The 19,704-nt window shown below is 61.0% G+C and carries 23 protein-coding genes and 1 tRNA gene; 10 read left to right on the top strand and 14 right to left on the bottom strand.

The window, feature by feature from the left end:
• Positions 1 to 164 precede the first annotated feature (164 nt).
• Positions 165 to 752, bottom strand: a complete 588-nt coding sequence (locus FHX14_RS07845; RefSeq protein ID WP_012556435.1) for a hypothetical protein — start codon at positions 750 to 752, stop codon at positions 165 to 167.
• A 260-nt stretch (positions 753 to 1,012) separates the two neighbouring features.
• Here FHX14_RS07845 and FHX14_RS07840 point away from each other — a divergent pair, with 260 nt between their 5' ends.
• Complete coding sequence (locus FHX14_RS07840) at positions 1,013 to 2,470, top strand: hypothetical protein (RefSeq protein WP_184376767.1); 1,458 nt, start codon at positions 1,013 to 1,015, stop codon at positions 2,468 to 2,470.
• A gap of 32 nt (positions 2,471 to 2,502) precedes the next feature.
• On the opposite strand, the gene FHX14_RS07835 is transcribed toward FHX14_RS07840, so the two are convergent.
• Together FHX14_RS07835 and FHX14_RS07830 are read right to left on the bottom strand one after the other, a co-directional pair.
• Positions 2,503 to 3,084 (bottom strand): pyridoxamine 5'-phosphate oxidase family protein, encoded by a 582-nt coding sequence (locus FHX14_RS07835; protein ID WP_246713361.1) that lies wholly within the window; start codon positions 3,082 to 3,084, stop codon positions 2,503 to 2,505.
• Between the two features lie 31 nt (positions 3,085 to 3,115).
• Complete coding sequence (locus FHX14_RS07830; protein WP_184376765.1) at positions 3,116 to 3,820, bottom strand: SDR family oxidoreductase; 705 nt, start codon at positions 3,818 to 3,820, stop codon at positions 3,116 to 3,118.
• A 114-nt stretch (positions 3,821 to 3,934) separates the two neighbouring features.
• On the opposite strand from FHX14_RS07830, the gene FHX14_RS07825 reads away from it, so the two are divergent.
• Positions 3,935 to 4,810: a LysR substrate-binding domain-containing protein gene (locus FHX14_RS07825; RefSeq protein WP_184376764.1), complete on the top strand. Its 876-nt coding sequence runs from the start codon at positions 3,935 to 3,937 to the stop codon at positions 4,808 to 4,810.
• Between the two features lie 22 nt (positions 4,811 to 4,832).
• On the opposite strand, the gene FHX14_RS07820 is transcribed toward FHX14_RS07825, so the two are convergent.
• Complete coding sequence (locus FHX14_RS07820) at positions 4,833 to 5,129, bottom strand: hypothetical protein (protein ID WP_184376763.1); 297 nt, start codon at positions 5,127 to 5,129, stop codon at positions 4,833 to 4,835.
• Between the two features lie 15 nt (positions 5,130 to 5,144).
• On the bottom strand, positions 5,145 to 5,324 hold the full coding sequence (locus FHX14_RS07815; RefSeq protein WP_184376762.1) for a hypothetical protein: 180 nt from the start codon (positions 5,322 to 5,324) through the stop codon (positions 5,145 to 5,147).
• A 183-nt stretch (positions 5,325 to 5,507) separates the two neighbouring features.
• Between FHX14_RS07815 and FHX14_RS07810 the strand changes: the two genes are divergently transcribed.
• The 3 genes from FHX14_RS07810 (at position 5,508) to FHX14_RS07800 (ending at position 7,116) form a co-directional block, all read left to right on the top strand.
• Positions 5,508 to 6,029 (top strand): hypothetical protein, encoded by a 522-nt coding sequence (locus tag FHX14_RS07810; protein ID WP_184376761.1) that lies wholly within the window; start codon positions 5,508 to 5,510, stop codon positions 6,027 to 6,029.
• 130 nt (positions 6,030 to 6,159) lie between these two features.
• Positions 6,160 to 6,405: a DUF982 domain-containing protein gene (locus FHX14_RS07805; protein ID WP_184376760.1), complete on the top strand. Its 246-nt coding sequence runs from the start codon at positions 6,160 to 6,162 to the stop codon at positions 6,403 to 6,405.
• A 285-nt stretch (positions 6,406 to 6,690) separates the two neighbouring features.
• Positions 6,691 to 7,116 (top strand): hypothetical protein, encoded by a 426-nt coding sequence (locus FHX14_RS07800; RefSeq protein WP_184376759.1) that lies wholly within the window; start codon positions 6,691 to 6,693, stop codon positions 7,114 to 7,116.
• Between the two features lie 56 nt (positions 7,117 to 7,172).
• Here the strand turns inward: FHX14_RS07800 and FHX14_RS07795 are convergent, their stop codons facing one another.
• The 6 genes from FHX14_RS07795 to FHX14_RS07770 all read right to left on the bottom strand — a co-directional run bounded on the left by FHX14_RS07795 (position 7,173) and on the right by FHX14_RS07770 (position 12,770).
• Positions 7,173 to 7,829 carry a DNA methyltransferase gene (locus tag FHX14_RS07795; RefSeq protein ID WP_054182005.1) on the bottom strand — a complete coding sequence of 219 codons (657 nt, stop codon included), beginning with the start codon at positions 7,827 to 7,829 and terminating at the stop codon, positions 7,173 to 7,175.
• A gap of 134 nt (positions 7,830 to 7,963) precedes the next feature.
• Positions 7,964 to 8,251: a type II toxin-antitoxin system RelE/ParE family toxin gene (locus FHX14_RS07790; RefSeq protein ID WP_184376758.1), complete on the bottom strand. Its 288-nt coding sequence runs from the start codon at positions 8,249 to 8,251 to the stop codon at positions 7,964 to 7,966.
• A gap of 7 nt (positions 8,252 to 8,258) precedes the next feature.
• Positions 8,259 to 8,495, bottom strand: a complete 237-nt coding sequence (locus FHX14_RS07785) for a CopG family ribbon-helix-helix protein (protein WP_003588902.1) — start codon at positions 8,493 to 8,495, stop codon at positions 8,259 to 8,261.
• A gap of 221 nt (positions 8,496 to 8,716) precedes the next feature.
• A tRNA-Arg gene (locus tag FHX14_RS07780) sits at positions 8,717 to 8,793 on the bottom strand.
• 122 nt (positions 8,794 to 8,915) lie between these two features.
• Positions 8,916 to 10,436, bottom strand: coding sequence for a HAMP domain-containing sensor histidine kinase (locus FHX14_RS07775; protein ID WP_184376757.1), 1,521 nt, complete (start codon positions 10,434 to 10,436; stop codon positions 8,916 to 8,918).
• Between the two features lie 336 nt (positions 10,437 to 10,772).
• Entirely contained in the window at positions 10,773 to 12,770 is a 1,998-nt protein-coding gene (locus FHX14_RS07770) for a methyl-accepting chemotaxis protein (RefSeq protein ID WP_184376756.1), read from the bottom strand.
• 418 nt (positions 12,771 to 13,188) lie between these two features.
• On the opposite strand from FHX14_RS07770, the gene rpmH reads away from it, so the two are divergent.
• From rpmH to FHX14_RS07745, 5 genes are all read left to right on the top strand, one after another.
• The gene (rpmH, locus tag FHX14_RS07765) at positions 13,189 to 13,323 is read left to right on the top strand and encodes a 50S ribosomal protein L34 (RefSeq protein ID WP_003570740.1); all 135 of its coding nucleotides are present in this window, start codon (positions 13,189 to 13,191) and stop codon (positions 13,321 to 13,323) included.
• Positions 13,324 to 13,344: 21 nt separating this feature from the next.
• Positions 13,345 to 13,746, top strand: a complete 402-nt coding sequence (rnpA, locus tag FHX14_RS07760; protein WP_003588909.1) for a ribonuclease P protein component — start codon at positions 13,345 to 13,347, stop codon at positions 13,744 to 13,746.
• Positions 13,746 to 15,539, top strand: coding sequence for a membrane protein insertase YidC (yidC, locus tag FHX14_RS07755; protein ID WP_012556422.1), 1,794 nt, complete (start codon positions 13,746 to 13,748; stop codon positions 15,537 to 15,539). Before rnpA ends, yidC begins: the two co-directional genes overlap by 1 nt.
• 140 nt (positions 15,540 to 15,679) lie before the next feature.
• Entirely contained in the window at positions 15,680 to 16,333 is a 654-nt protein-coding gene (yihA, locus tag FHX14_RS07750; protein WP_003588913.1) for a ribosome biogenesis GTP-binding protein YihA/YsxC, read from the top strand.
• 193 nt (positions 16,334 to 16,526) lie between these two features.
• Entirely contained in the window at positions 16,527 to 17,603 is a 1,077-nt protein-coding gene (locus FHX14_RS07745; protein WP_054182011.1) for a histidine kinase dimerization/phosphoacceptor domain -containing protein, read from the top strand.
• Between the two features lie 100 nt (positions 17,604 to 17,703).
• On the opposite strand, the gene FHX14_RS07740 is transcribed toward FHX14_RS07745, so the two are convergent.
• From FHX14_RS07740 to FHX14_RS07730, 3 genes are all read right to left on the bottom strand, one after another.
• Positions 17,704 to 18,258, bottom strand: coding sequence for a fasciclin domain-containing protein (locus tag FHX14_RS07740; RefSeq protein WP_179612633.1), 555 nt, complete (start codon positions 18,256 to 18,258; stop codon positions 17,704 to 17,706).
• A gap of 142 nt (positions 18,259 to 18,400) precedes the next feature.
• On the bottom strand, positions 18,401 to 19,120 hold the full coding sequence (locus FHX14_RS07735; protein WP_012556418.1) for an anti-sigma factor: 720 nt from the start codon (positions 19,118 to 19,120) through the stop codon (positions 18,401 to 18,403).
• Positions 19,117 to 19,656 (bottom strand): sigma-70 family RNA polymerase sigma factor, encoded by a 540-nt coding sequence (locus tag FHX14_RS07730; protein ID WP_003588928.1) that lies wholly within the window; start codon positions 19,654 to 19,656, stop codon positions 19,117 to 19,119. The genes FHX14_RS07735 and FHX14_RS07730 overlap by 4 nt, the downstream gene beginning before the upstream one ends.
• Positions 19,657 to 19,704 lie beyond the last annotated feature (48 nt).

Raw genomic sequence — 19,704 nt, 5'->3', positions numbered from 1 at the left:
TTTGCGGCAACGACATGCGTAAAAACAAAGAGCTAAGCGCATCGCATGAATCAAATTTGACGCGACGCGCTTTAGATAACTCCCACCAAACTCTATATAGCACTTCGGAATCCCGAAATTGGTTGCGGCATTGAAATCCCTCGATATTTCCTGAAGGTCGCAGCTCACGAAGCGCGGCGAATTTCGGAATCCCGAAGCGGTGGGATTTCGGGATTCCGAAGTGGCGTTTTTTTCTTGCGGCCGACGCGCCCGCGTTTGTCGGCAGCAAGCTTGCGGTCGGTCTCGGACCATTTCCGGCAGTTTTCGACTGTACAGCGCTTCCAATCGTCGGTGGCCGGCGCGCCTTCATGATCACCGACAAATGTCAGGGTGAAGCGGTTGGGATGCGCGACCCCGCTGCCTGCCCGGCCGCGGTGAATTTTGATCAGCCCCTTATAGTCCAGCTCGTCGAGCGCATCGGCGACATATTCGCCGGTGACGCCGTAGGAGACGAACTGGGGATGGGTTACGACAAGCTTGCCGTTTTCCAAGGCGGCATGGGCGGTGTGCTCGATGACGATGCGGAAGAAGGCGCGGCAGGCATTGGCGCTCAATGTCGTGAATGAGGGGGATTCCAGCAGTTGGATCGTCAGCCACTGCCAGCGGAGGCTGCCATCATCGCTCCGGCCGGGCGGAGCGGTATGCTTGCGCACCATCGCCCGCGTCTTTCCGGCACTGGTGCGGCTCTTGTCGCGCGGGTTGAACTCCACCATCAGCCCCTCACCCTCGTTTCCGGCCGATGCTTCGGCATGACGCCAATCTTGCGAGGCCGGGAATTCTGCAGGCGACGGCCGAAGCTCCTCACCTCGCCGACGGGGAAAAATTTGCTCGACATCCGGCACTCCGTGGTTGCAATTGCGGGCAACCTAGCGCACGAACGATCCATGGACTAGGAAAATATTCTTAGTCTTGATCTTATGTCACCGAGGTCTTCCTGCTAAGGTGTGAGCAGGGATGTCAGAGGCCAAGCAGCATGAAATCATCGCACTGGAACAGAGTTGTCTGGTTTTGCGTCTGCGTCACGCTCTCCACTCCGGCATGGTCCGACGACGGCATCACCATCCCCGGCTATACGCCGGCGACCGGCGTCGAGCGCGGTTACAGCGTTCAAAAAGCCACCGAAACCGATATGTCGTTTTGGTTCGACAATTCAGGCGCCTCGGTGACGGCGCGGGGCGTATTTCACCCACGCATGACGGTTCTGTCGCGCGATGAAACCGGTATGCGGGTCCGTTGGTCACTCAACGCCGAGCTGCCGGAAGGCACCGCAGGCCCTGCCGACAGCTATCAGATGAACCTGCTCTATCGGAATTCCCTGGCAGCCTATGGCACCAGTACGCTCGAGGTCGAAACGGATTTGAACGGCTTTCCCAGCAATCCCGTCGGCGTCGATCGGATCCTGGCGCATATGCGAGAGATGGCCGCCAATGCGCCGGGTGGGGAGAACGGGGTCAACGGCATCATCGGCAAGATAGAGCAAAACCCGCTGCTGATTGTCACCGCCTTGGTGCCGGAAGCGCAGCTGCTGGCGTCAGGACAATTCTATCAGGACCAGGTGATGCAGATCGGGCAGGCCGCGGTGGAGTCGCGGATCGAGGATTATAATGGCGTCAATGTCTCCGTGACGTCGACCTGGACCCTTGAGTCCATCGACGCAGCCTCCCACACGGCAACTCTTTCCCTCTCGGAGGAATTCGATCCCGCAGCGTTGAGCCAGTCGCAGCAGCCGGCGGCGGCAAAGATGATGGCTGCCTTTCCGGAACGGGTTAAGAACCTTACCGCCGATCAGCTGGCGTCAATCAAACGCGCCGGCAAGACCCGAAGCGTCAAGTTCGTGGTGTCGCTGGACGATGGCTCGGCGGTCGAAGCCACCGAGATCGTCAGCGTGACCACCGGCGGGTTTACGCTGCGCACCTACACCCACATCCTGCGCGATGATATGCCGGCACGCTTGCCGCTCCCCGCCGTGCTGACGGCCAAGGTCTTGCAGACGCCCGATCTGCATGTCGAGCCGCTGCCGTCTGCCAAGGCCGAGCCGGGCATTCTGGACGAGCTTTCCACGCCGCCTTCGCCAGCAGAATCGCAGGAGACCGTGGCGGCGACGGAAAAAGACGGGGCTGAAGCGATCGCGCCCGTCTCGCTCGAGGCGAAGAGCGCGGAGGTCGCCCGGTCCGCCATCTCCTACGACCGGGTGCTGAATATTGAGCTGACGCCGGAAAGCGCCGCCAAATTCCGCGATTTCACGCAAGCGGCATTGGGACGGCAAACGCAGTTGCTGATCAACGACCAGGTCGTCATGGAACCCTGGATGAGGGAGCCGATCATGGATGGCCGTATTGTTCTGGCGGGCACGGATGGAAAGGATCTGGAGACGATGGCGGAACAGTTGAAGGTTCCGGGAGCGTCGATCGTCGTCCGGCTGCGCCCATGAGGGTGCGCTGATCCCATATCATGGCCCCCAGATTATGGATTGATCCATCGGCAGGCGGCAAGGGCACCCCTCTCGTCATAGGTCGACAGCGCCCTTCGATTGCCCTGTCTTCGCAACTGGAACCAGTCAAGTGTCCCGGCACGAAAGATCAACAGGCCGAAGTGCGGCTTTCCCTCCGCCTCATCCGCAGGCTTTGGAAGGGCCGTCTCGTCGATGACGTCAAAGGCGCACTCGTCCCCGGGCGGACCGCCGGTGTAGGTCGTCCGCGTCCAGGGGGAGAGCTTGTCCCAGGCGGCGTTTGCCTGATCGCTGCCGGGGGCATGCAGTTCGATCGTGCCCTGAAGGCGAAACTGCAGCCGCGTCTGCGGGCAGAATCCGAGGACAGTGGCATGGGGATTTGCCGAAAACTCGAGCCATTTCGGGCTGCGGGTATCGGTGTGAAATTCCAGAACCCGCAATGATCCGTCGGCGCGCCGCAGGACCACCATGCGCGCCTGCGGCTTCTGCTCCGCATCCACGGAGCAGAGGTTCAAGAACCGGAAACCCGACTGCGGGCTCGATGCCGCCGTTTCCAGCGCACGCCATGCCGAAGCGTCTATATCTGCGAGGGTCAACGGCACCGCTTCATGATCGGTCTCCATGGCGTCAAACGGAGCGGGTAATGCCGCCGTCGACGCGGATGTTCTGGCCGGTGATGTAGCCGGCGCCCTCGGATAGCAGGAAGGCAACCGTTGCGGCGATTTCCTCGGCCGTGCCATAGCGGCCCATCGGCACGCTGTCGCGCCGCTCGTCGGTGGCGGGCAGGCTGTCGATCCAGCCGGGCAGGACGTTGTTCATGCGGATGTTCTTCGCCGCATAGGTGTCGGCGAATATCTTGGTGAAGCTCGCCAGCCCGGCCCTGGCGAAGGCCGAGGTGGGGAACATCGCCGATGGCTCGAAAGCCCATGCCGTCGAGATGTTGACGATGGCGCCGCCGCCCTGGGCCTCCATGATCGGCGCGACCAGCCGGATCGGCCGTACGGCGCTGAGGAAATAGACTTCCATGCCCTTGTGCCAGTCCTCGTCGGTGATCTCGAGGATCGGGGCGCGCGGCCCGTGGCCGGCGGAATTGACCAGCGCGTCGATCCGCCCCCATCTCTCCATCGCCAGGTCGACGAGCCGCTTCACATCGTCATTCACCAGGTTCGAGCCGGTGACGCCGACCCCGCCCAATTCTTTGGCGAGCGCTTCGCCCTTGCCCGATGAGGAGAGCACAGCAATGCGATAGCCGTCCGCAGCCAGTTTCCGTGCCGCGGCAGCACCCATGCCGGAACCGCCTGCGGTGATGAGAGCGACTTTTTCTGTAGACATCGGAGCCTCCAACGATTGATTTGCGAAGCAGTATGACAGAGACAGCGCCGGCTTTCGCGTCAGAAAGAAACGTGTCAGACTGTAGAAATTCTACTGGAATATCCGGAAATCTCAATGGTCCAACCCCGCCGCAAGCTGCCGCCGCTGAATGCGCTTCGCGCCTTCGAAGTCTCGGGCCGCCGGTTGAATTTCCGCGCCGCCGCCGAGGAGCTGGGGGTGTCGCAGGGTGCGGTCGCCCAGCAGGTGCGCGCGCTAGAAGATCAACTCGGCCTGATGTTGTTTCAACGCCTGCCGCGCGGCCTGGCTCTGACCCCGCAGGGTGCTGCCTATCTGGCGGATGTGACCCGCGCCTTCGACACGCTCGGTGAGGCGACCGGGCGGCTTCTCGCGCGGCCGGACGCCGTGACGATCAGCGTCACCCCGACGGTCGCCGCCAAGCTGCTGATCCCGCGCCTCGCAGAGTTCAAAACCGCCCTCCCCGATGTGGAACTGCGGACGGTCGCCACCGAGGCGCTGTCCGACTTCGACCGCGATCAGGTGGACATTGCGGTGCGGCTGACCCGCGGGCCTTTTCCGGCCTCGCTGGAGGCAAGGCTGCTGTTCCGCCAGGAGCTCGTCGCCGTCGCCAGCCCATACCTGGTCAAGGGCCTGCCCCTTCCATTGACGGCCGACGCGCTTCGCAAGCTGCCGCTTCTGCATGACGCCGTCAGCCCCTGGCCGCTCGTGCTGCGATCGCGCGAGAAGCTGCCGGGTGCGGTGTTCAACCATACGACGCTGGCGCTCGACGCCGCCCTCGCCGGCCAGGGCGCCGCCTTGGCGTGCCGGGCGTTCGTGGCAGCGGATCTCGAGGCGGGGCGGCTGGTGCAGGTGATCGATGCGACGACGCTTATCGAACCCGACTACTTCCTTATCCGTAAACGCGCGTCATCGCCGCGAAAGGCGGTCGATGCGGTATGGCATTGGTGCGCGGCGCGGCTGTCGGTCGGTTAAACCGATAAACCGAAGTCGGATTTCAACTCTTGGGTTCAGGGATCAGGCGTATCAGCGTTCCGTTACGTGCCGCGCCGCTGATTGCCGTTGATATCTGCCGAAGCGGTCCACGGGCGATGAGCATCTCTGGCGCAGGGTGATTTCCGGGAGCCGGATCGGCAAAGGCTGAAAAGGTGTGATCCGACTCGAGCATCGCCATGAATGATGTCGCGACGATAGCTTCGCCGCAGGCGGCGCATCGAAGAATATACGAACCGAGGTGCACGATCGATTCTGTTTCGTCCAATCCGCAGGATGGGCAAGCCAACATATTGTTCATCGGTCCACTCCAGCCCTATGAGCCAGCGGCCGATACGATGGCGATGACGAGCAGCATCGGGCCCATCCACTTGAAGTGGCGAACCAGAGGCGGGTTGGCCGAGTAGCCGGGCAGTGGCAGATAGCCAAAGCCCACCGAGGTCATCCACAGGCCGGCGCAAAACATGATGATTTCGTCGATATAGGCTGCGATCATGGCTCTCCCGCCGTCGTAAGGGATTGTGATGCTCTGTCTCGGGCAGCGAGCTGCAATTAGACATCTCGCAGCACTTTCGAAAAGACCGAAAGCTAAACTTAAGGTGGCAATGCCGTTCCGAATCTCCTAAGCATCCGGACTTAATCGAACGCGGCCCGCTACTGCCACTCTTGGGAATATCATATGCATAACGCCAAATTCATTCGCACCGCTGCCTTCTCGCTATGCGTTGCTGTGCAGACATTTCAGGCCGAACAGGTCCTGGCCGCTTCGGCCAATGAAAAGTTCTTCGACGCGGCCCTCTGCAAACCGCCCTATTCGATAACATCGGCAACGGAGATTTACGATGCCGCGGAAGCTCTCGCCAAGCCGGACACCTCGTCGCTCGGTGCGGCGATCTACAAGATCCCGAGCCAGATCGGCCGCGACGGCTTCAAGTCGACAGAGGTTTTCTTTGCCAGCAATGCGGTCGGAATTCTGGTCGAGGGCCAACGCGCTGACGATCTGGCGAAAAAATACCGGTTGAAGCCGGAGAGTTCGGACCTGCTTGGAACATCCACCAAGGGCTATTCGCGCGAGCTTGCCGCCGATCAGCAGCCCGAACCGGGACTTGCCGGCCCCGGAAAAGTCCGGATTGTCGCCCGCCAAGGGGACGCCTTGCCAGGCAAAACATTGCTGGCGTGCGAATTCACCCAGGATTTCTGAGAGGCGCCGCATAGGCCTGCAATCGGCTTTGCTGGAAAAAGCATCTCGTGCAAGCCGTCGCCTCGCCATGCGGGATAAACCGCCTTATGTGAGGAGGCGGCAGAGAAGATGCAGCGGAGGTCCTCAGACAATGCAAACCATTTGGAAGAAGCCGGTGACGTTAGCCCTTGAAGGCCCGGATCAATGGGTGGTGATCCAGACGACCCAGGCCGCAACATGGGCGTTGGTCGAAGACTGGCCGACCGAGGAGGGTCCGGCGCTCGATCGGGCGTGCGCGGTTTGCGCCGATGTCATGTCGGGCAAACGAAACCGGGAAGAAGCGCGGCAGGCCTTTATCGAAGCTGCGATCGAAGCCGGAATCCCAATCAAGGCTTGAGGCCATTTGGACCCTGTTGGGCTTGATGCCTCCATAAAGGGGCGCGAGCCGGCGTTTCCGGCATGGGTGCAGCTTTTGTTGTTCTTTCACGCGTGCGGAGGGAAAGACCGGCCCAAGCGTCCACATCGCCAATCGCCACATATTCTTCGAAATTCAACATTCCATGGTTGCAATGGCAAGCAATCTAGAGTAAGAACATTCCATGAACTAGGAAAAAAATCTTAGGGCATTTTTAAGAGCGACTGATCCCGTCGGGACAGGGAGTTGCACGCGGTGGAGGCCAGGATGCGGAAGGTCGGCATGAGGAAGAAGGGCGCGACGATCTATGGCCAGCTGCTGCTGGCGTTGGTTTCGATCCTGCTGGGAAGCGCCGTCCAGGCCTTTCCCTGTGATCAGCCGGTCGTGATATCGAATTGGTCGCTCTGTGCGACCGGCAATGTGAGCGCTGAGGGAGGCGCCGCAGATTGGAAAGTCGTTCCTGCATGGACTCGCCAGAAAGCCATAAGCGCGTATTTCGGAAATGAGCCGCGGCTCCTGGCAAACCACGGCCTTTGCAACGCAAAATTTCAGCGCGTGGTAACCTGCCTGCCGGGATGGGAAATGGGCGACCCGGATGAGTGCTCATATCTGATTTGCAGTGGCTATTACTCATCCGCCTCTGGGAAGGAAGAAAGGGAAGCCTATGGAAGAGACTTCCCGGCCGAGCAATAGTTTTTCGCTTCGCTGCCTTGGGGGCACAGACTGTAGCGGCTATCGCGGCGAACTTTTCATCCGCTTGCATTCTTGAACACGAGGCACTGTGTGAATCGGTTGCCGTTGTCCACCGCTTCAGACCAATTCACCACAATTTCCCCTTCAAGCATCATGACCTCCGACAAAGCTCTTCCCAGATCCCAGACAAGGGGAGAGAATTGTTCGTTGGTCAGATTGTCGGCCTGAACGACAAGGTAAGCGTTCGTCTTCATGCGTTTGCAGATCCGGCCGTATATTTCCTGCATTCTTTTCAGATAGATGTCATAGCCGTCATAATCCGCATCGCCGTTGTAAAGCGGGTTCCATTTATGCCAATGAGGCATGTATGGCGGGGATGTGATGCAGAAATCCATCTCGGGAAAATCGAAGGCTGCCAGCTCTGCGCTATCACCGCAGACCAGATGATGCTTTGTCGTGATGCGTTGCTTGACCCATTCATATCTCTGCCGGTCGGCTTCTATCCCATAGGGGATTCTGCCCCTCTGCTCGCAGACAAAGAAAGTCGTCCCCAAGCCGACAAAGGGATCGAAGACGGCGTCTCCTGATTTTGTAAACCGATCAAGCAATGCCGACACCAAAGCGCCGGGAAACCTGATTTCATCCCCGTTCTGAAAATCCGGCAAGGGAAATTGATGTCGGTTGGAGACCGTCCATAATTCTGAAATTGCCACGGCAAACTTCCTCGCTTCGCATCAGCTTTTTCTTCCCGGACATAGCTCCTTCGAGGCACCAGGGAAGTACGATATCATTTGATGGCGGGGGTGAAGCGTCGAACGCTGATTTCGTCGGCGCATTGCCAGGACGATTAGACCTCGTCCGGCCACTCACGCGCGCCGTGCCGGACAAACAGAACTTCGATATGGTCGTCTCGAACGCGGTAAGCAACGATGTAAGGCGTTGCCGGAATGACAAGCTCGCGTGTTCCTCTGATTTCGCCGGCACGCCCTAAGAAGGGATTGGCGGATAAAAGCTTCTCCGTCTTTGAATGAATGCCATTGACGACGCGCGCTGCGGCGCGCGGGTTTCTCTCGCCGATGTAATCGTTGATGTCTGCAAGCTCTTTGAGACAGCGTTTCGTCCAGACAAGGCGCACGGGGCTGTTATGCCTGACTGTATTTGTTCAGTACGGCAGCAATTTCTTCATCCGTGGCGAAGTTGCCTCTGTCGGCGTCTTCGATCCCCGCCTGAACGCCCGCGATCCATTTTTCCTGCCACGCAAGAGAGCGACCATGGGAAAGCGCGTCTTCGATAATCTGGCTGCGTGTCAAGTTTGAACGCTCTGCCAGCATGTCGATGCGACGGCTAAGATCGTCGGAAATATCTACATTGTTCTTCATGTGTTCATTCTGCCATATCGCGGCGGTACCGCCAAGAAAATCTGAAGTCCTGTCTGGGCTTCGATGTTCAGGGAATTGCAGGAGATTGGAAAATCGCCGCGCGATGCTGAAACTAACCTTCGCCGATAGGCTAAGGTATAAGCGGAATGAAGGATTTAGAACGGCGGATTTGAGCTTCCCGTTCAAGGCCTTAACATAGTCTTGCAATGAAAAAGAGGAAGTGGCGCACCCGAAGAGATTCGAACTCCTGACCCCCAGATTCGTAGTCTGGTGCTCTATCCAGCTGAGCTACGGGTGCGTGCAATTGCGGCGGTGCCGCTTGCGTGGGCGATCCTCTAAAGCGTCCTTCGGGACAATGCAAGAGCATTTCGGAAAAAATCGCGCGTTTCATAATTTGCGGCCGCGGCTTTCGGAAGCCCGTCACTTTTCGCTGTGCGTCCGGCTACGGTAATCCTCCAGCGAAACCGGGCGATCGGGGATCTCGATGCGGAACTGGGTTCCCACCGTCGGCTTTTCCACAAGCGCGATCGTGCCGCCATGGGCGAGCACCAGCTCGCGGGCGATCGTCAGGCCAAGGCCGGTGCCGCCGGAGCGGGCGGAGCCGCGAAAGGCAGCAAACAGGTTCTGGCGCGCCTTCAGCGGCATACCGGGGCCGGTATCATCCACGGTGATGCTGACGACACTGCCGACGCGCTGGGCGGCGACGGTGATGCGCCTGACCGTACCCGGGGCACCCTCGCCCGGCGCCGTCAGCGCCTGCAGCGCGTTGCGGCAGAGATTGTGGATGACCCGGAACAGTTGCTCACCATCGGCATCGACCTTGAGATCGGCGCCAATCTGCTCGGTGAATTCGATGCCGCTTTGCGGATCGATCGCCAGCATGTCCTTGACGTCCTGGGTGAGTTCCAAAAGCAGGACATGGCGGCGGCGCGGGGCCGATTCGCTCGCCTTGCCGTAGGACAGCACCTCGGTGGTATAACCGACGGCGCGGTCGATGGTGCGCAGCAGCTTCGGGGCGAAGCTCTTGACCATCGGATCATCGACATCGACCAGCCGGTCCGACATCAGCTGCGCCGAGGCCAGGATATTGCGCATGTCGTGATTGATCTTGGAGACGGCGAGGCCGAGAGCGGCGAGGTTCTTCTGCTGCTTCAGCGTCTTCTGCAGCTCCATCTGCATCGAGGTGAGATTGCGGCCGGCGACCGCCAGTTCGTCGCGGCCGCCGTCGCCGATATAAATGTGGGCGGGGTTCTCCGGATCGGAGGAGAATTGCTGCATGCTGCCGGTCAGCCGGCGGATCGGGCCGATCAGGATGCGGTTGATCGCAAAGAAGATCAGCGTCGCGGTGAACAGCGCGATCAGCACCGACAGCAGGAGAACGTTGCGGGAATAGGCAAACATCGCCGTGCGCAGCTGCTTGTCCTTCATCACCACCTCAACGCCGGTATTGGTGTCGCCGACGGGGCCGTAGACACGGATCATCCGGCTGCCGCCGAAGATCAAGGTGTCGAGCGCATCGCGCATCGCCGTTGCCGGCGGCACGTCGGTCAGATCATAGGCTTCATCGACCGAGGTCGGCATATCCGTCGTCGCCAAGAGCCGCGACGTGCCGTCCTTGCGCAGCACGATCGCCTTGGTGCCGGTCGCCTCCAGCGTCTCCTTCTGCAGCGCACGCGGCAGCTCGACCGGCTGCAGCCCATCGATGACGATGGCGGCGGCGGCGGCCGTGTTCAGCCTTTCCTCCAGCCAGCGTATGCGCATGCTGGCGACCGAAGGGAAAAAGATCAGGATTTCGGCGAGCATGATAAAGAAGACGGTCAGCCAGAGCAGCTTGCCCGACAATCCGCCGAACATGCCAGCAGACGGGCACGGCGCCCTTGCGGTCTCGCCGGCGGCGGGAATATCCGCCGAAGGATTGTCGCCCTGATCTTGTACCGGCATTTTCGTCTCGCCCGATCGGCAGCACTTCAGCCGCCCTCGAGTTCTATATTAGACCAAAAGCCTCCGCTTTCAAATCTTTGCGAGCAGCGTCATGTCGCCACAAGAAAACGCCGCCCGGAGGCGGCGTCGGGCTCATTGAATCACTCGGCCGTCCAGCTCGCGATAAGGGCTGCCCCTCACCCTAACCCTCTCCCCGTAAACGGGGCGAGGGACGTGCCTAGCGCGACGTTGGCGAGGGACGGAGAGGTTGCGGCATATTCCCTTCTCCCCGCGCGCGGGGAGAAGGTGGCGGCAGCCGGATAGGGGCTGCCGCGTAGATTATCCGATCGGTCGGGATCAGAACTCTTCCCAGCTCTGTTCCGCAGCGGCCGCGTTGCCGCCGAAGGCGCGGGCGACCTTGGCGATCGCCCGGCGGGCGGGCGAGGCGACCGGTCTTTGCGGCTCGTTGCGCACAAGCGCCACCGGTGCCGACGCATCATCCGACAGCTTGAAGCGGGAGATGAGGCGGACCAGCCCGCCGGCTTCGGCCGAAAGCCTGTGCGTGGCGGCGGAGGTCTCTTCCACCATCGCGGCATTCTGCTGGGTCACCTGATCCATCTGGTTGACGGCGGTATTGACTTCCTTGAGGCCGGTCGACTGTTCGGTGGCAGCCGTGGCGATCGAATGGATATGATCGTTGATGGCGATGACGCGGGTGCCGATTTCCGCCAGCGCCTCGCCGGTCGCCTGGACGAGCTTGACGCCGACCTGCACCTCGTTGCCCGATTTGGTGATCAGCGCCTTGATGTCCTTGGCAGCCTTTGCCGAACGCTGGGCGAGCTCGCGCACTTCCTGTGCCACAACCGCAAAGCCCTTGCCGGCCTCGCCGGCGCGTGCCGCCTCGACGCCGGCGTTCAGCGCCAGCAGGTTGGTCTGGAAGGCGATCTCATCGATGACGTTGATGATCTGGCTGATTTCGCGCGATGCCTGCTCGATGCGGCCCATGGCCTCCACGGCATTGCCGACGACGACGCCAGACGCGCCTGACTTGTCCTTGGCTTCCGACACCATGATGGTGGCTTCATGCGCCCGCTCGGTGGAATTCTGAACGACGGCGGTGATCTGATCGAGTGCCGCCGAAGTCTGTTCGAGGGCGGCGGCCTGCTGCTCGGTGCGCTTCGACAGGTCGTCGCTGGCATTGCGCAGTTCGGCGGTGTTGCCGTTCATTGCTTCCGTCGTCTGGCGCACTTCGCGCATGGTCGCCTGCAGGGTGACGAAGGTGTTGTTGACGTTCTGCTGCAACTCGGCGAAGGCGCCCTGGAAACTGCCGTTCATCGTCTGGGTGAGGTCGCCATCGGCAAGGCTTGCAATGACGCGGCGGGTCTCGCCGATGCCGGCATCGACGCTCGACAACAGCGTGTTGATGTTGCCGGCGAAGCGGTTGAGGTTCTCGTCCTCGTAGTCCTTGCTGATGCGATGGCCAAAGTCGCCGGCCGCAGCCGCAGCCACGACGACGGACATGCTCGACTGCAGGTCGTCGCTCTTGGCGCGCATCGCCGTCTCCTGGGCATTCAGGCGCTGGACGGCAAGGCCGTTGGCCTTGAAGACCGCAACGGCTGCGGCCATCTCGCCGATTTCATCCTGGCGCCCGGCAAAGGGGACCTCGGCTTCGAAATTGCCGCTGGCGACCTCGTTGATCGCCCGGGTGACGCGCTTGATCGGGCGGCTCAGATGGCTGGTGCCGATATAGAAGCCCATGCCGATGCCGACCGCGATGCCGATGCCGGTGATGCTGAGGACGAGCATCAGTACCCAGGTCCGGAAGCTTTCGATCTCGGTGTTGACGGTTTCGAGCGCTGCCTTGTCGGTGGCGACGACCGCGTCGATTTCGGCCTGGAACGCCTTGCGGTTGGCGCGGTTGGCGTCATTGTTGCCCTGGGCGCTGGCGGCCTCGGGGCCGACTTCGGTGCCGAGACGGGCAGTCTCCATGCGGAAGGTGCGGAATTCCGCAGCGCGGGCGACGAGCTTGGCGAAATCGCCCTTCTCGTCTTCCGGCACCAGCGGCGCCCAGCCCGCGATGACCTTGTCGATCTCGTCGAGGCCGGCCAGCAGGCCTTTGGCGAAGTTCGGGGTGTCCTTGATCGTCTTGGCCGCATAGATGCCGCGCGCTTCCATGACCACGGCCGTGACGAAGCGGTTGAGGCGTTCGCCGGCATAGGCGCGGGCGGCAGCCTGCTCGTAAGCCGTCAGGTTGCGATTGTATTCGTGCATTGCCGAGAGTGCGGTCGCGCCGATCAGAAGCGCCACCGCGCCCATCACGCATACCAGCAGATTAATTTTGCCGCGGATCTTCAATGCACTGTCTCCTGAGCTACGCCACTGCCTGGAAAGCAAATTCCAGCCGATGATCGGAATATCGGCGAAATTTATTAAAGTTAGATTTCCAATATTTACGATTATGGCCGGGGAAATTATCCATGTGGACCAGAGTCCTGGACGCACAAAGCCCTGGAAACCGGGGCGATCGATCTGCCGCGCCGGCAAATCACAACCATTCGGCGCAGATCGAGTTTATTAATACCGGAGTGCGAAAATACTTACCAAGCCGGCGCTTGCTGTGAAATTATCCGGTATAATTGACTTTCACCGGCTTCATCCCTATAAGCCGCCGCACGTCCGGTCACTCAGCCTTTTACGGCCCGCCCGTTCGAAAAATAACGCTCCTTGCATTATGCAAATTCAAGAAGGGCCGCACTCCGCGGTGTTTAAATAAATGAAGCGTACCTACCAACCATCCAAGCTTGTTCGCAAGCGTCGCCACGGCTTCCGTGCGCGCATGTCTACCAAGGGTGGCCGCAAGGTCATCGCCGGCCGCCGCGCGCAGGGCCGCAAGCGTCTTTCGGCTTAAGGCCGGGTTGCCCGAAAAGAGATGGCGGGCGAATTGACGACCAAAAAAGAAAAACACGCTGTCGGGCGGCTGAAAAGCCGCCCGCAGTTTCTTGCTGTGCGCGAGGGCGAAAAACGCCGCGGCGGCCTCTTCCTTCTCGAAGTCCTCGACCGGAAGGAACCCGACAGCCAAGCCCGCGTCGGATTTACAGTCACCAAAAAACATGGCAACGCAGTCGAACGCAACCGCATGCGCCGCCGCCTGAAAGAGGCGGTACGGCTTCATGCGGGGTTTGCAATGCAGCCCGGACACGACTATGTGGTTGTCGCGCGCAGGGACGTGCTTGAGGCGTCCTTCAAAGAATTGGCCGCGGAACTGAAATTTCGCGTGGAAACCAGGCCGAAACCCCGGCGCTCCGGAGACGGACGCCCCAGGAACGTATGATGGAAAAAAACCGCAATTACTTCATTGCGATCGCTCTCTCGGTGCTGATCGTCCTCGGCTGGCAGTTTCTCTATATGAATCCGCGCATCGAGGCCCAGCGCAAGGCGCAGGAAGCCCAGAAGGCACAGCAGAAGACCGAACAGGTGCAGCAGCCCGCAGCAAACGGCGCGGCGCCGGCCCCGACGAGTGGGACCGCCCCCTCCGGTCAGGCCGTCGCCACGGCGACGCTCGAACAGGCGCTGGCAAAGAACCCGCGCGTCGTCATCGATACGCCTGCGCTTTCCGGCTCGATCAACCTTGCCGGCGCCCGGCTCGACGACCTGAAACTCAAGGGCTATCACGAGACCGTCGACGACTCGAGCCCAACCATCACCCTGTTCAGCCCGGCGGAAACCAAGGATGGTTACTTCACCGAGCTCGGCTATATCGGCAGCGACGCCACGGGCAACGTTCCCGGCGCCTCGACGCTCTGGACGGCGCCCGAGGGCGCCAAGCTCACCGACAAGACGCCGGTGACGCTCTCATATACCAATGACAAGGGCCTGACCTTTACCCGGACGATTTCCGTCGACGAACGCTACATGTTCACCGTCGCCGACAAGGTCGAAAATACCGGCCAGGCTCCCGTATCACTGTCTTCCTACGGCCGCGTGACGCGTTACAACAAGCCGACGACGCCCTCCGTCTACGTGCTGCATGAAGGCTTCATCGGCGTCATCGGCGATGACGGGCTCGTCGAAACAAAATATACCGCCGCCGAGAAGGAAGCCGTCATGCCGCCGAAATCCACCGGCGGCTGGCTTGGCATTACCGACAAATACTGGGCCGCGACGATCATTCCGCCGCAGACGTCGGCCTATGAAGCACGCTTCTCGCATTTTGCCGATGGTCAGCCGCGCTATCAGGCCGACTACAAGGACGATGCCTTCACCGTTGCGCCGGGCCAATCGATCGAGCTCAAGAACCTCGTCTTCGCCGGCGCCAAGGAAGTGCCCGTCATCGACGGCTACGAGACCAGCTATTCGATCCCGAAGTTCGACCGGCTGATCGACTGGGGCTGGTTCTATTTCATCACCAAGCCGATGTTCAAGCTGATGGACTTCTTCTATCGCTTCTTCGGCAATTTCGGCGTGGCGATCCTGTGCACCACCATCGTCGTCAAGGCCCTGTTCTTCCCGCTCGCCAGCAAGCAATATGCTTCGATGGCGAACATGAAGCGCATGCAGCCGAAGATGGAGGAGCTGAAGGCGAAATTCGCCGACGACCGCATGGGGCTGCAGCAGGCGACGATGCAGCTCTACAAGGAAGAGAAGATCAACCCGATCGCCGGCTGCTGGCCGGTGGCGCTGCAGATCCCGATCTTCTTCTCGCTCTACAAGGTGATCTACATCACCATCGAGATGCGGCACGCGCCGTTCTTCGGCTGGATCAAGGACCTTTCGGCCCCCGATCCGACGACGATCGTCAATCTGTTCGGCCTGCTGCCCTTCGAAGCGCCAACCATCCTGCATCTTGGCGTCTGGCCGCTGATCATGGGCGTCACCATGTTCCTGCAGATGCGCATGAACCCGACGCCGCCCGATCCGACGCAGGCGATGATCTTCACTTGGATGCCGCTGGTGTTCATGTTCATGCTGGCAAGCTTCCCGGCCGGCCTGGTCATCTACTGGGCCTGGAACAACACGCTCTCGGTGATCCAGCAGTCGGTGATCATGAAGCGCCAGGGCGTCAAGGTCGAACTCTTCGACAATCTGAAGGGCCTGTTCCGGCGAAAAACGGCGCCGTCGAAATGACGCTCTCAAGCCCCGCTCCGGCGGGGCTTTTCATTTCCGGGCGGACCGAGGCGCGAAACGCAGACCACCTCAAAGCTTGACATCCGTCCGCAAAACCACGAAGCCGACAGAAGACCGAACCCTAGGATTGCCGAGCCCGCATGCCCGAAACCGAAAAGCCGCTCTTCGGCCACCCATGGATCTTCATCCGCGGCGTACCGTCGCTCAACTTCCTGCCGCCGGAAGGGCCGCTGGAGGTGGCCTTTGCCGGCCGTTCCAATGTCGGCAAGTCGTCGCTGATCAATGCGCTGGTCGGCCAGAAGGGGCTGGCGCGCACCTCGAATACGCCGGGGCGCACCCAGGAGCTCAATTATTTCGTTCCGGACGGTTATTCCGGCGAAAGCGGCGACATGCCGCCGATGGCGATCGTCGACATGCCCGGCTATGGTTATGCGCAGGCGCCGAAGGAGCAGGTCGACAAGTGGACCAAGCTGGTTTTCGACTATCTGCGCGGCCGCGCGACGCTGAAGCGCGTCTATGTGCTGATCGACAGCCGCCACGGCATCAAGAAGAACGACGACGACGTGCTCGACCTGCTCGACAAGGCGGCCGTCTCCTATCAGATCGTGCTGACCAAGACCGACAAGATCAAGGCGCCCGCCGTGCCGAAGCTGCTTGCCGAGACCGCCGAAAAGATCCGCAAGCGCCCGGCCGCCTATCCCGGCGTGCTGTCCACCTCCTCGGAAAAGGGCGACGGGCTGGACGATCTGCGCCAGGCGATCGGCGAAACCGTCGGCGTCGCCCGCTGGAAATAAAGGGGCGCCGGCCGGCTTGCTCGCCGACGGCTGCCGGAATGGCCTGAAGCAAGGGTTCGGATCTTCATCATCGCCGCATAATGAAACTGCTTGCGTAAGCTGATCGGCGGCGATTGCACTTGCGTCCCCGCAGTATTTAAAGCAACCCTCCATCGAGGCGGTGCAACAGCAGTCCGCGTGCGCGAGTAATGAGATGACCGATAGCAAAGACCAGCCGCTGTCGCCGGAAGGCGTCGGCAACCTGCCCCACCTGGCCGAAGCCCTTGATGACCATCGGTTTCGACACTTTCTCGATCACGTCCCCTTTGCCGTGGCTGTCTCCGAGCTCGGCGACAACGAAGCGCTGATCTACGTCAATCTCGAATTCGAACGGCTGACGGCGCTGAGCGCAAAGCAGGTCGAGGGAAAGACCTGGTCCGAGCTCGAATTGAATTCCACCGCTATTTCGGGAGGCGCGACGCTCACCGCCGCCGTGACCTCTGCCGAGGAGTATATTGGCGCATTCTCGCTGGTGGCCGAACCCGAAAGCACTGCCATAATCGATGTCTGGTCGAATACCATCGTCAACGATGATGACACCCCGCTGTTCCGATTGGTGGCCTTTGCGGCGCGCAATGAGGCGGCGGCTGACCAAAGCTTCGGCGAACTGCTGACGGAGAAGGATGTCCTTCTGCGCGAACTTCAGCATCGCGTGAAAAACAATCTCCAGATGATCACGGCGCTGATCCGGATGGAGGCGCGCAATGCGCAACAGAGCGAGGAAAGCGAAAGGTTTGCACGGCTTGCCGGGCGAATTGAGGCCCTGGCGCTGTTGTATCGCTCGCTATCGGACGAAGAGAAGGGCGCCACAGTCGATCTGGGAACCTATGTGAGCCAGATTGCCGCCTCGGTCATGGCGGCTCACGCCGTGGAAGGGATCCGGCTGGACATGAAGGTCGACACCTGGCCGGTTTCGGTCGATGTGGCCATGCCCGCCGGCTTGGTCATCAACGAACTGCTGACCAATACGCTCAAACATGCCTTCGTGGGGCGTGATGGCGGAGAGATCACGCTGCGCTGTGTCGTCAGCGATGCCGGGTGCAGGATCACCGTCGCCGATAACGGGGTCGGCCTTCCACAAGATGTGACTTGGCCGCACCCGGGCAAACTCAGCGCGATGATCGTACAGTCGCTGAAACAGAACGCTCGCGCCAAGGTCGAAGTCACCTCGTCCCCCGACGCCGGCGTGAGTGTCTCGCTCGTTTTCCCAATAGCCGAAGCGGCCCGATAGCCTGATCGCGGGAAAACTGGTCGGAAGTCGCAAGAAGTCATCCTCGTCTGTATCTGGGGCGCCCCGAAGAGCGCCCCAGGCCCTGCCAAGATGGGCGGGCTTACATCTTCGGCAGCAGCACCTTGTCGACGACGTGAATGACGCCGTTCGACTGTTTGACGTCGGCGATCGTCACATGCGAGACGCCGCCGTTTTCGTCGGTCAGGGTGATCTTGCCCATGCTTTCCTTGGCTTTCAGTACGCAGCCGCCGACGGTCTTGATGTCGTGCTCGCCGCCGTCATCCTTGATCATCTTGGCAACCGTCTTGGCCATCGCATCGGCGGCAACGACATGGCAGGTCAGCACCTTGGTGAGCGTCGCCTTGTTTTCCGGCTTCAGCAGCGTCTCGACGGTGCCCTTCGGCAGGGCGGCGAAGGCTTCGTTGGTCGGCGCAAAGACGGTGAAGGGGCCCTTGCCCTCGAGCGTGCCGACCAGGCCGGCCGCCTTGACGGCTGCGACCAGCGTCGTGTGATCCTTGGAATTCACGGCGTTTTCGATGATGTTCTTGGTGGCGAACATCGGCGCACCGCCGACCTCCGGGTTCTTGGCGGCGGCAAAGGCGACAGCGGACAGGGCGGTGGCGAGCGCAAAACCGCGCAATACGGACTTGATCATGATTTTCTCCTCACCGGACACCATCCGCGGGCTTTATGCCTGAGCGTCGTCCGGACATTTCGAACTACGGCGGCTTACGCCAAAGAGTTTCAGCGAGGTGAAAATGATTTTATGGCCGGCGCGATTTGCGACCGGCGCCCGATCACGGCCGGCGCAGCGCGCCGCTTGCGATCACCGGACCGGTCGCCTGGCCGGTCGGCGAGCCGCCGAAGGGTTCGAGGCTGACGGCAAGCGTCGCACCATCGGCGAGATTGCTGCGCAGATCGGCGGGAATGACGAGTTCGCCGCTCTCACCCGGCTGGAAGACGCCGAGCGATTTCGGCAGGCCGCTGCCGGGCACCAGCCAGAGTTCCAGCGACTTCTCCTCCGGCTTGCCGGCGGCGACCGGCACGATCTTCAGCCGGCCGCTCTGCAGCTCGTAGGAGGCAAGAAGATTGATGGCGCTGTTCTGGCCGGCAAGCGAGGCCACCAGCGGTGTCGGTCCCTGCGGCTCAGGCACCACGCCCGAGGCGAAGATGACCGCGCTGACGGCGACAACGACGCAGGCAAAGCTCAGCGAGCGCCAGAAAACCGCCGAATTCCAGAGGCCTTGCGAAAAGGATGCAGGTTTTTCAGCATCGCCGAAAAGCCGCGCCTCGATCTGCTTGAAGGTTTCCCGGTTCGGCGAGGCGGTCTCATATTCGTCATTGAAGGCGGAAAGGTTGGTTTCCCAGCGGCTGACGATGGCGGCAAAGGGCCGATCGTGGCGCATGCGCTCTTCCACCACCCGCCGGTCCTGCAGCGACAGGACACCAAGCACATATTCGCCGGCGAGAACCTCGTCGCGGGAGCGGTCTCCCTTGCTTTTGTCGGGCGATGTCATCGTTCCATGCACTCTCTCAGTTTCAACAGGCTGCGCCTGAGCCAGGTCCGCATCGTGTTCAGCGGGACACCAAACTGATCGGCCAGTTCCTGATAGCTCAGCCCTTCGACATAAGCCCGTTTCACCGCGACCGCACGATCAGCTTCCAACTCTTCCATGCAGGTGTCAATCCGCCTTCCTTCATCCTTCGTCACCGTCTGCATTTCCGGGTCGGGCGCGGCGTCGGCAAGATCGTAGGCACTGTCGATTTCGTCGGCGACCGGCTTGCGCGACCGCAACGCGTCGATCGACCGGTTACGGGCGATCGCCGACAACCAGGCCGAGGACGAACCCGTGGCTGACTGGTAGCTTCCGGCCCTTTGCCAGATGCTGATATAGACTTCCTGCAGGGCTTCTTCGGCTTCCGTGCGATCCTTCAAGATACGCAGGCAGATGGCAAAAAGTTTCGGCCCGGTCTGATTGTAAAGGGCCACAAAGGCCCTGCGGTCGCCGAGCGCGACGCGGCCGATCAGGTCTGCAATCTCATCGCCTTGCATGCCGTTCCTCATCTCATGCTTGGGTGCGCCGGACGCTAAAGGCCACCG

Origin of the sequence: Rhizobium sp. BK619 (genome assembly GCF_014195245.1) — a bacterium.
Classification (GTDB): Bacteria; Pseudomonadota; Alphaproteobacteria; order Rhizobiales; family Rhizobiaceae; genus Rhizobium; species Rhizobium acidisoli.
Note: the sequence above shows the minus strand (reverse complement) of the source record. Positions and strands in the feature narration are given on the sequence as shown.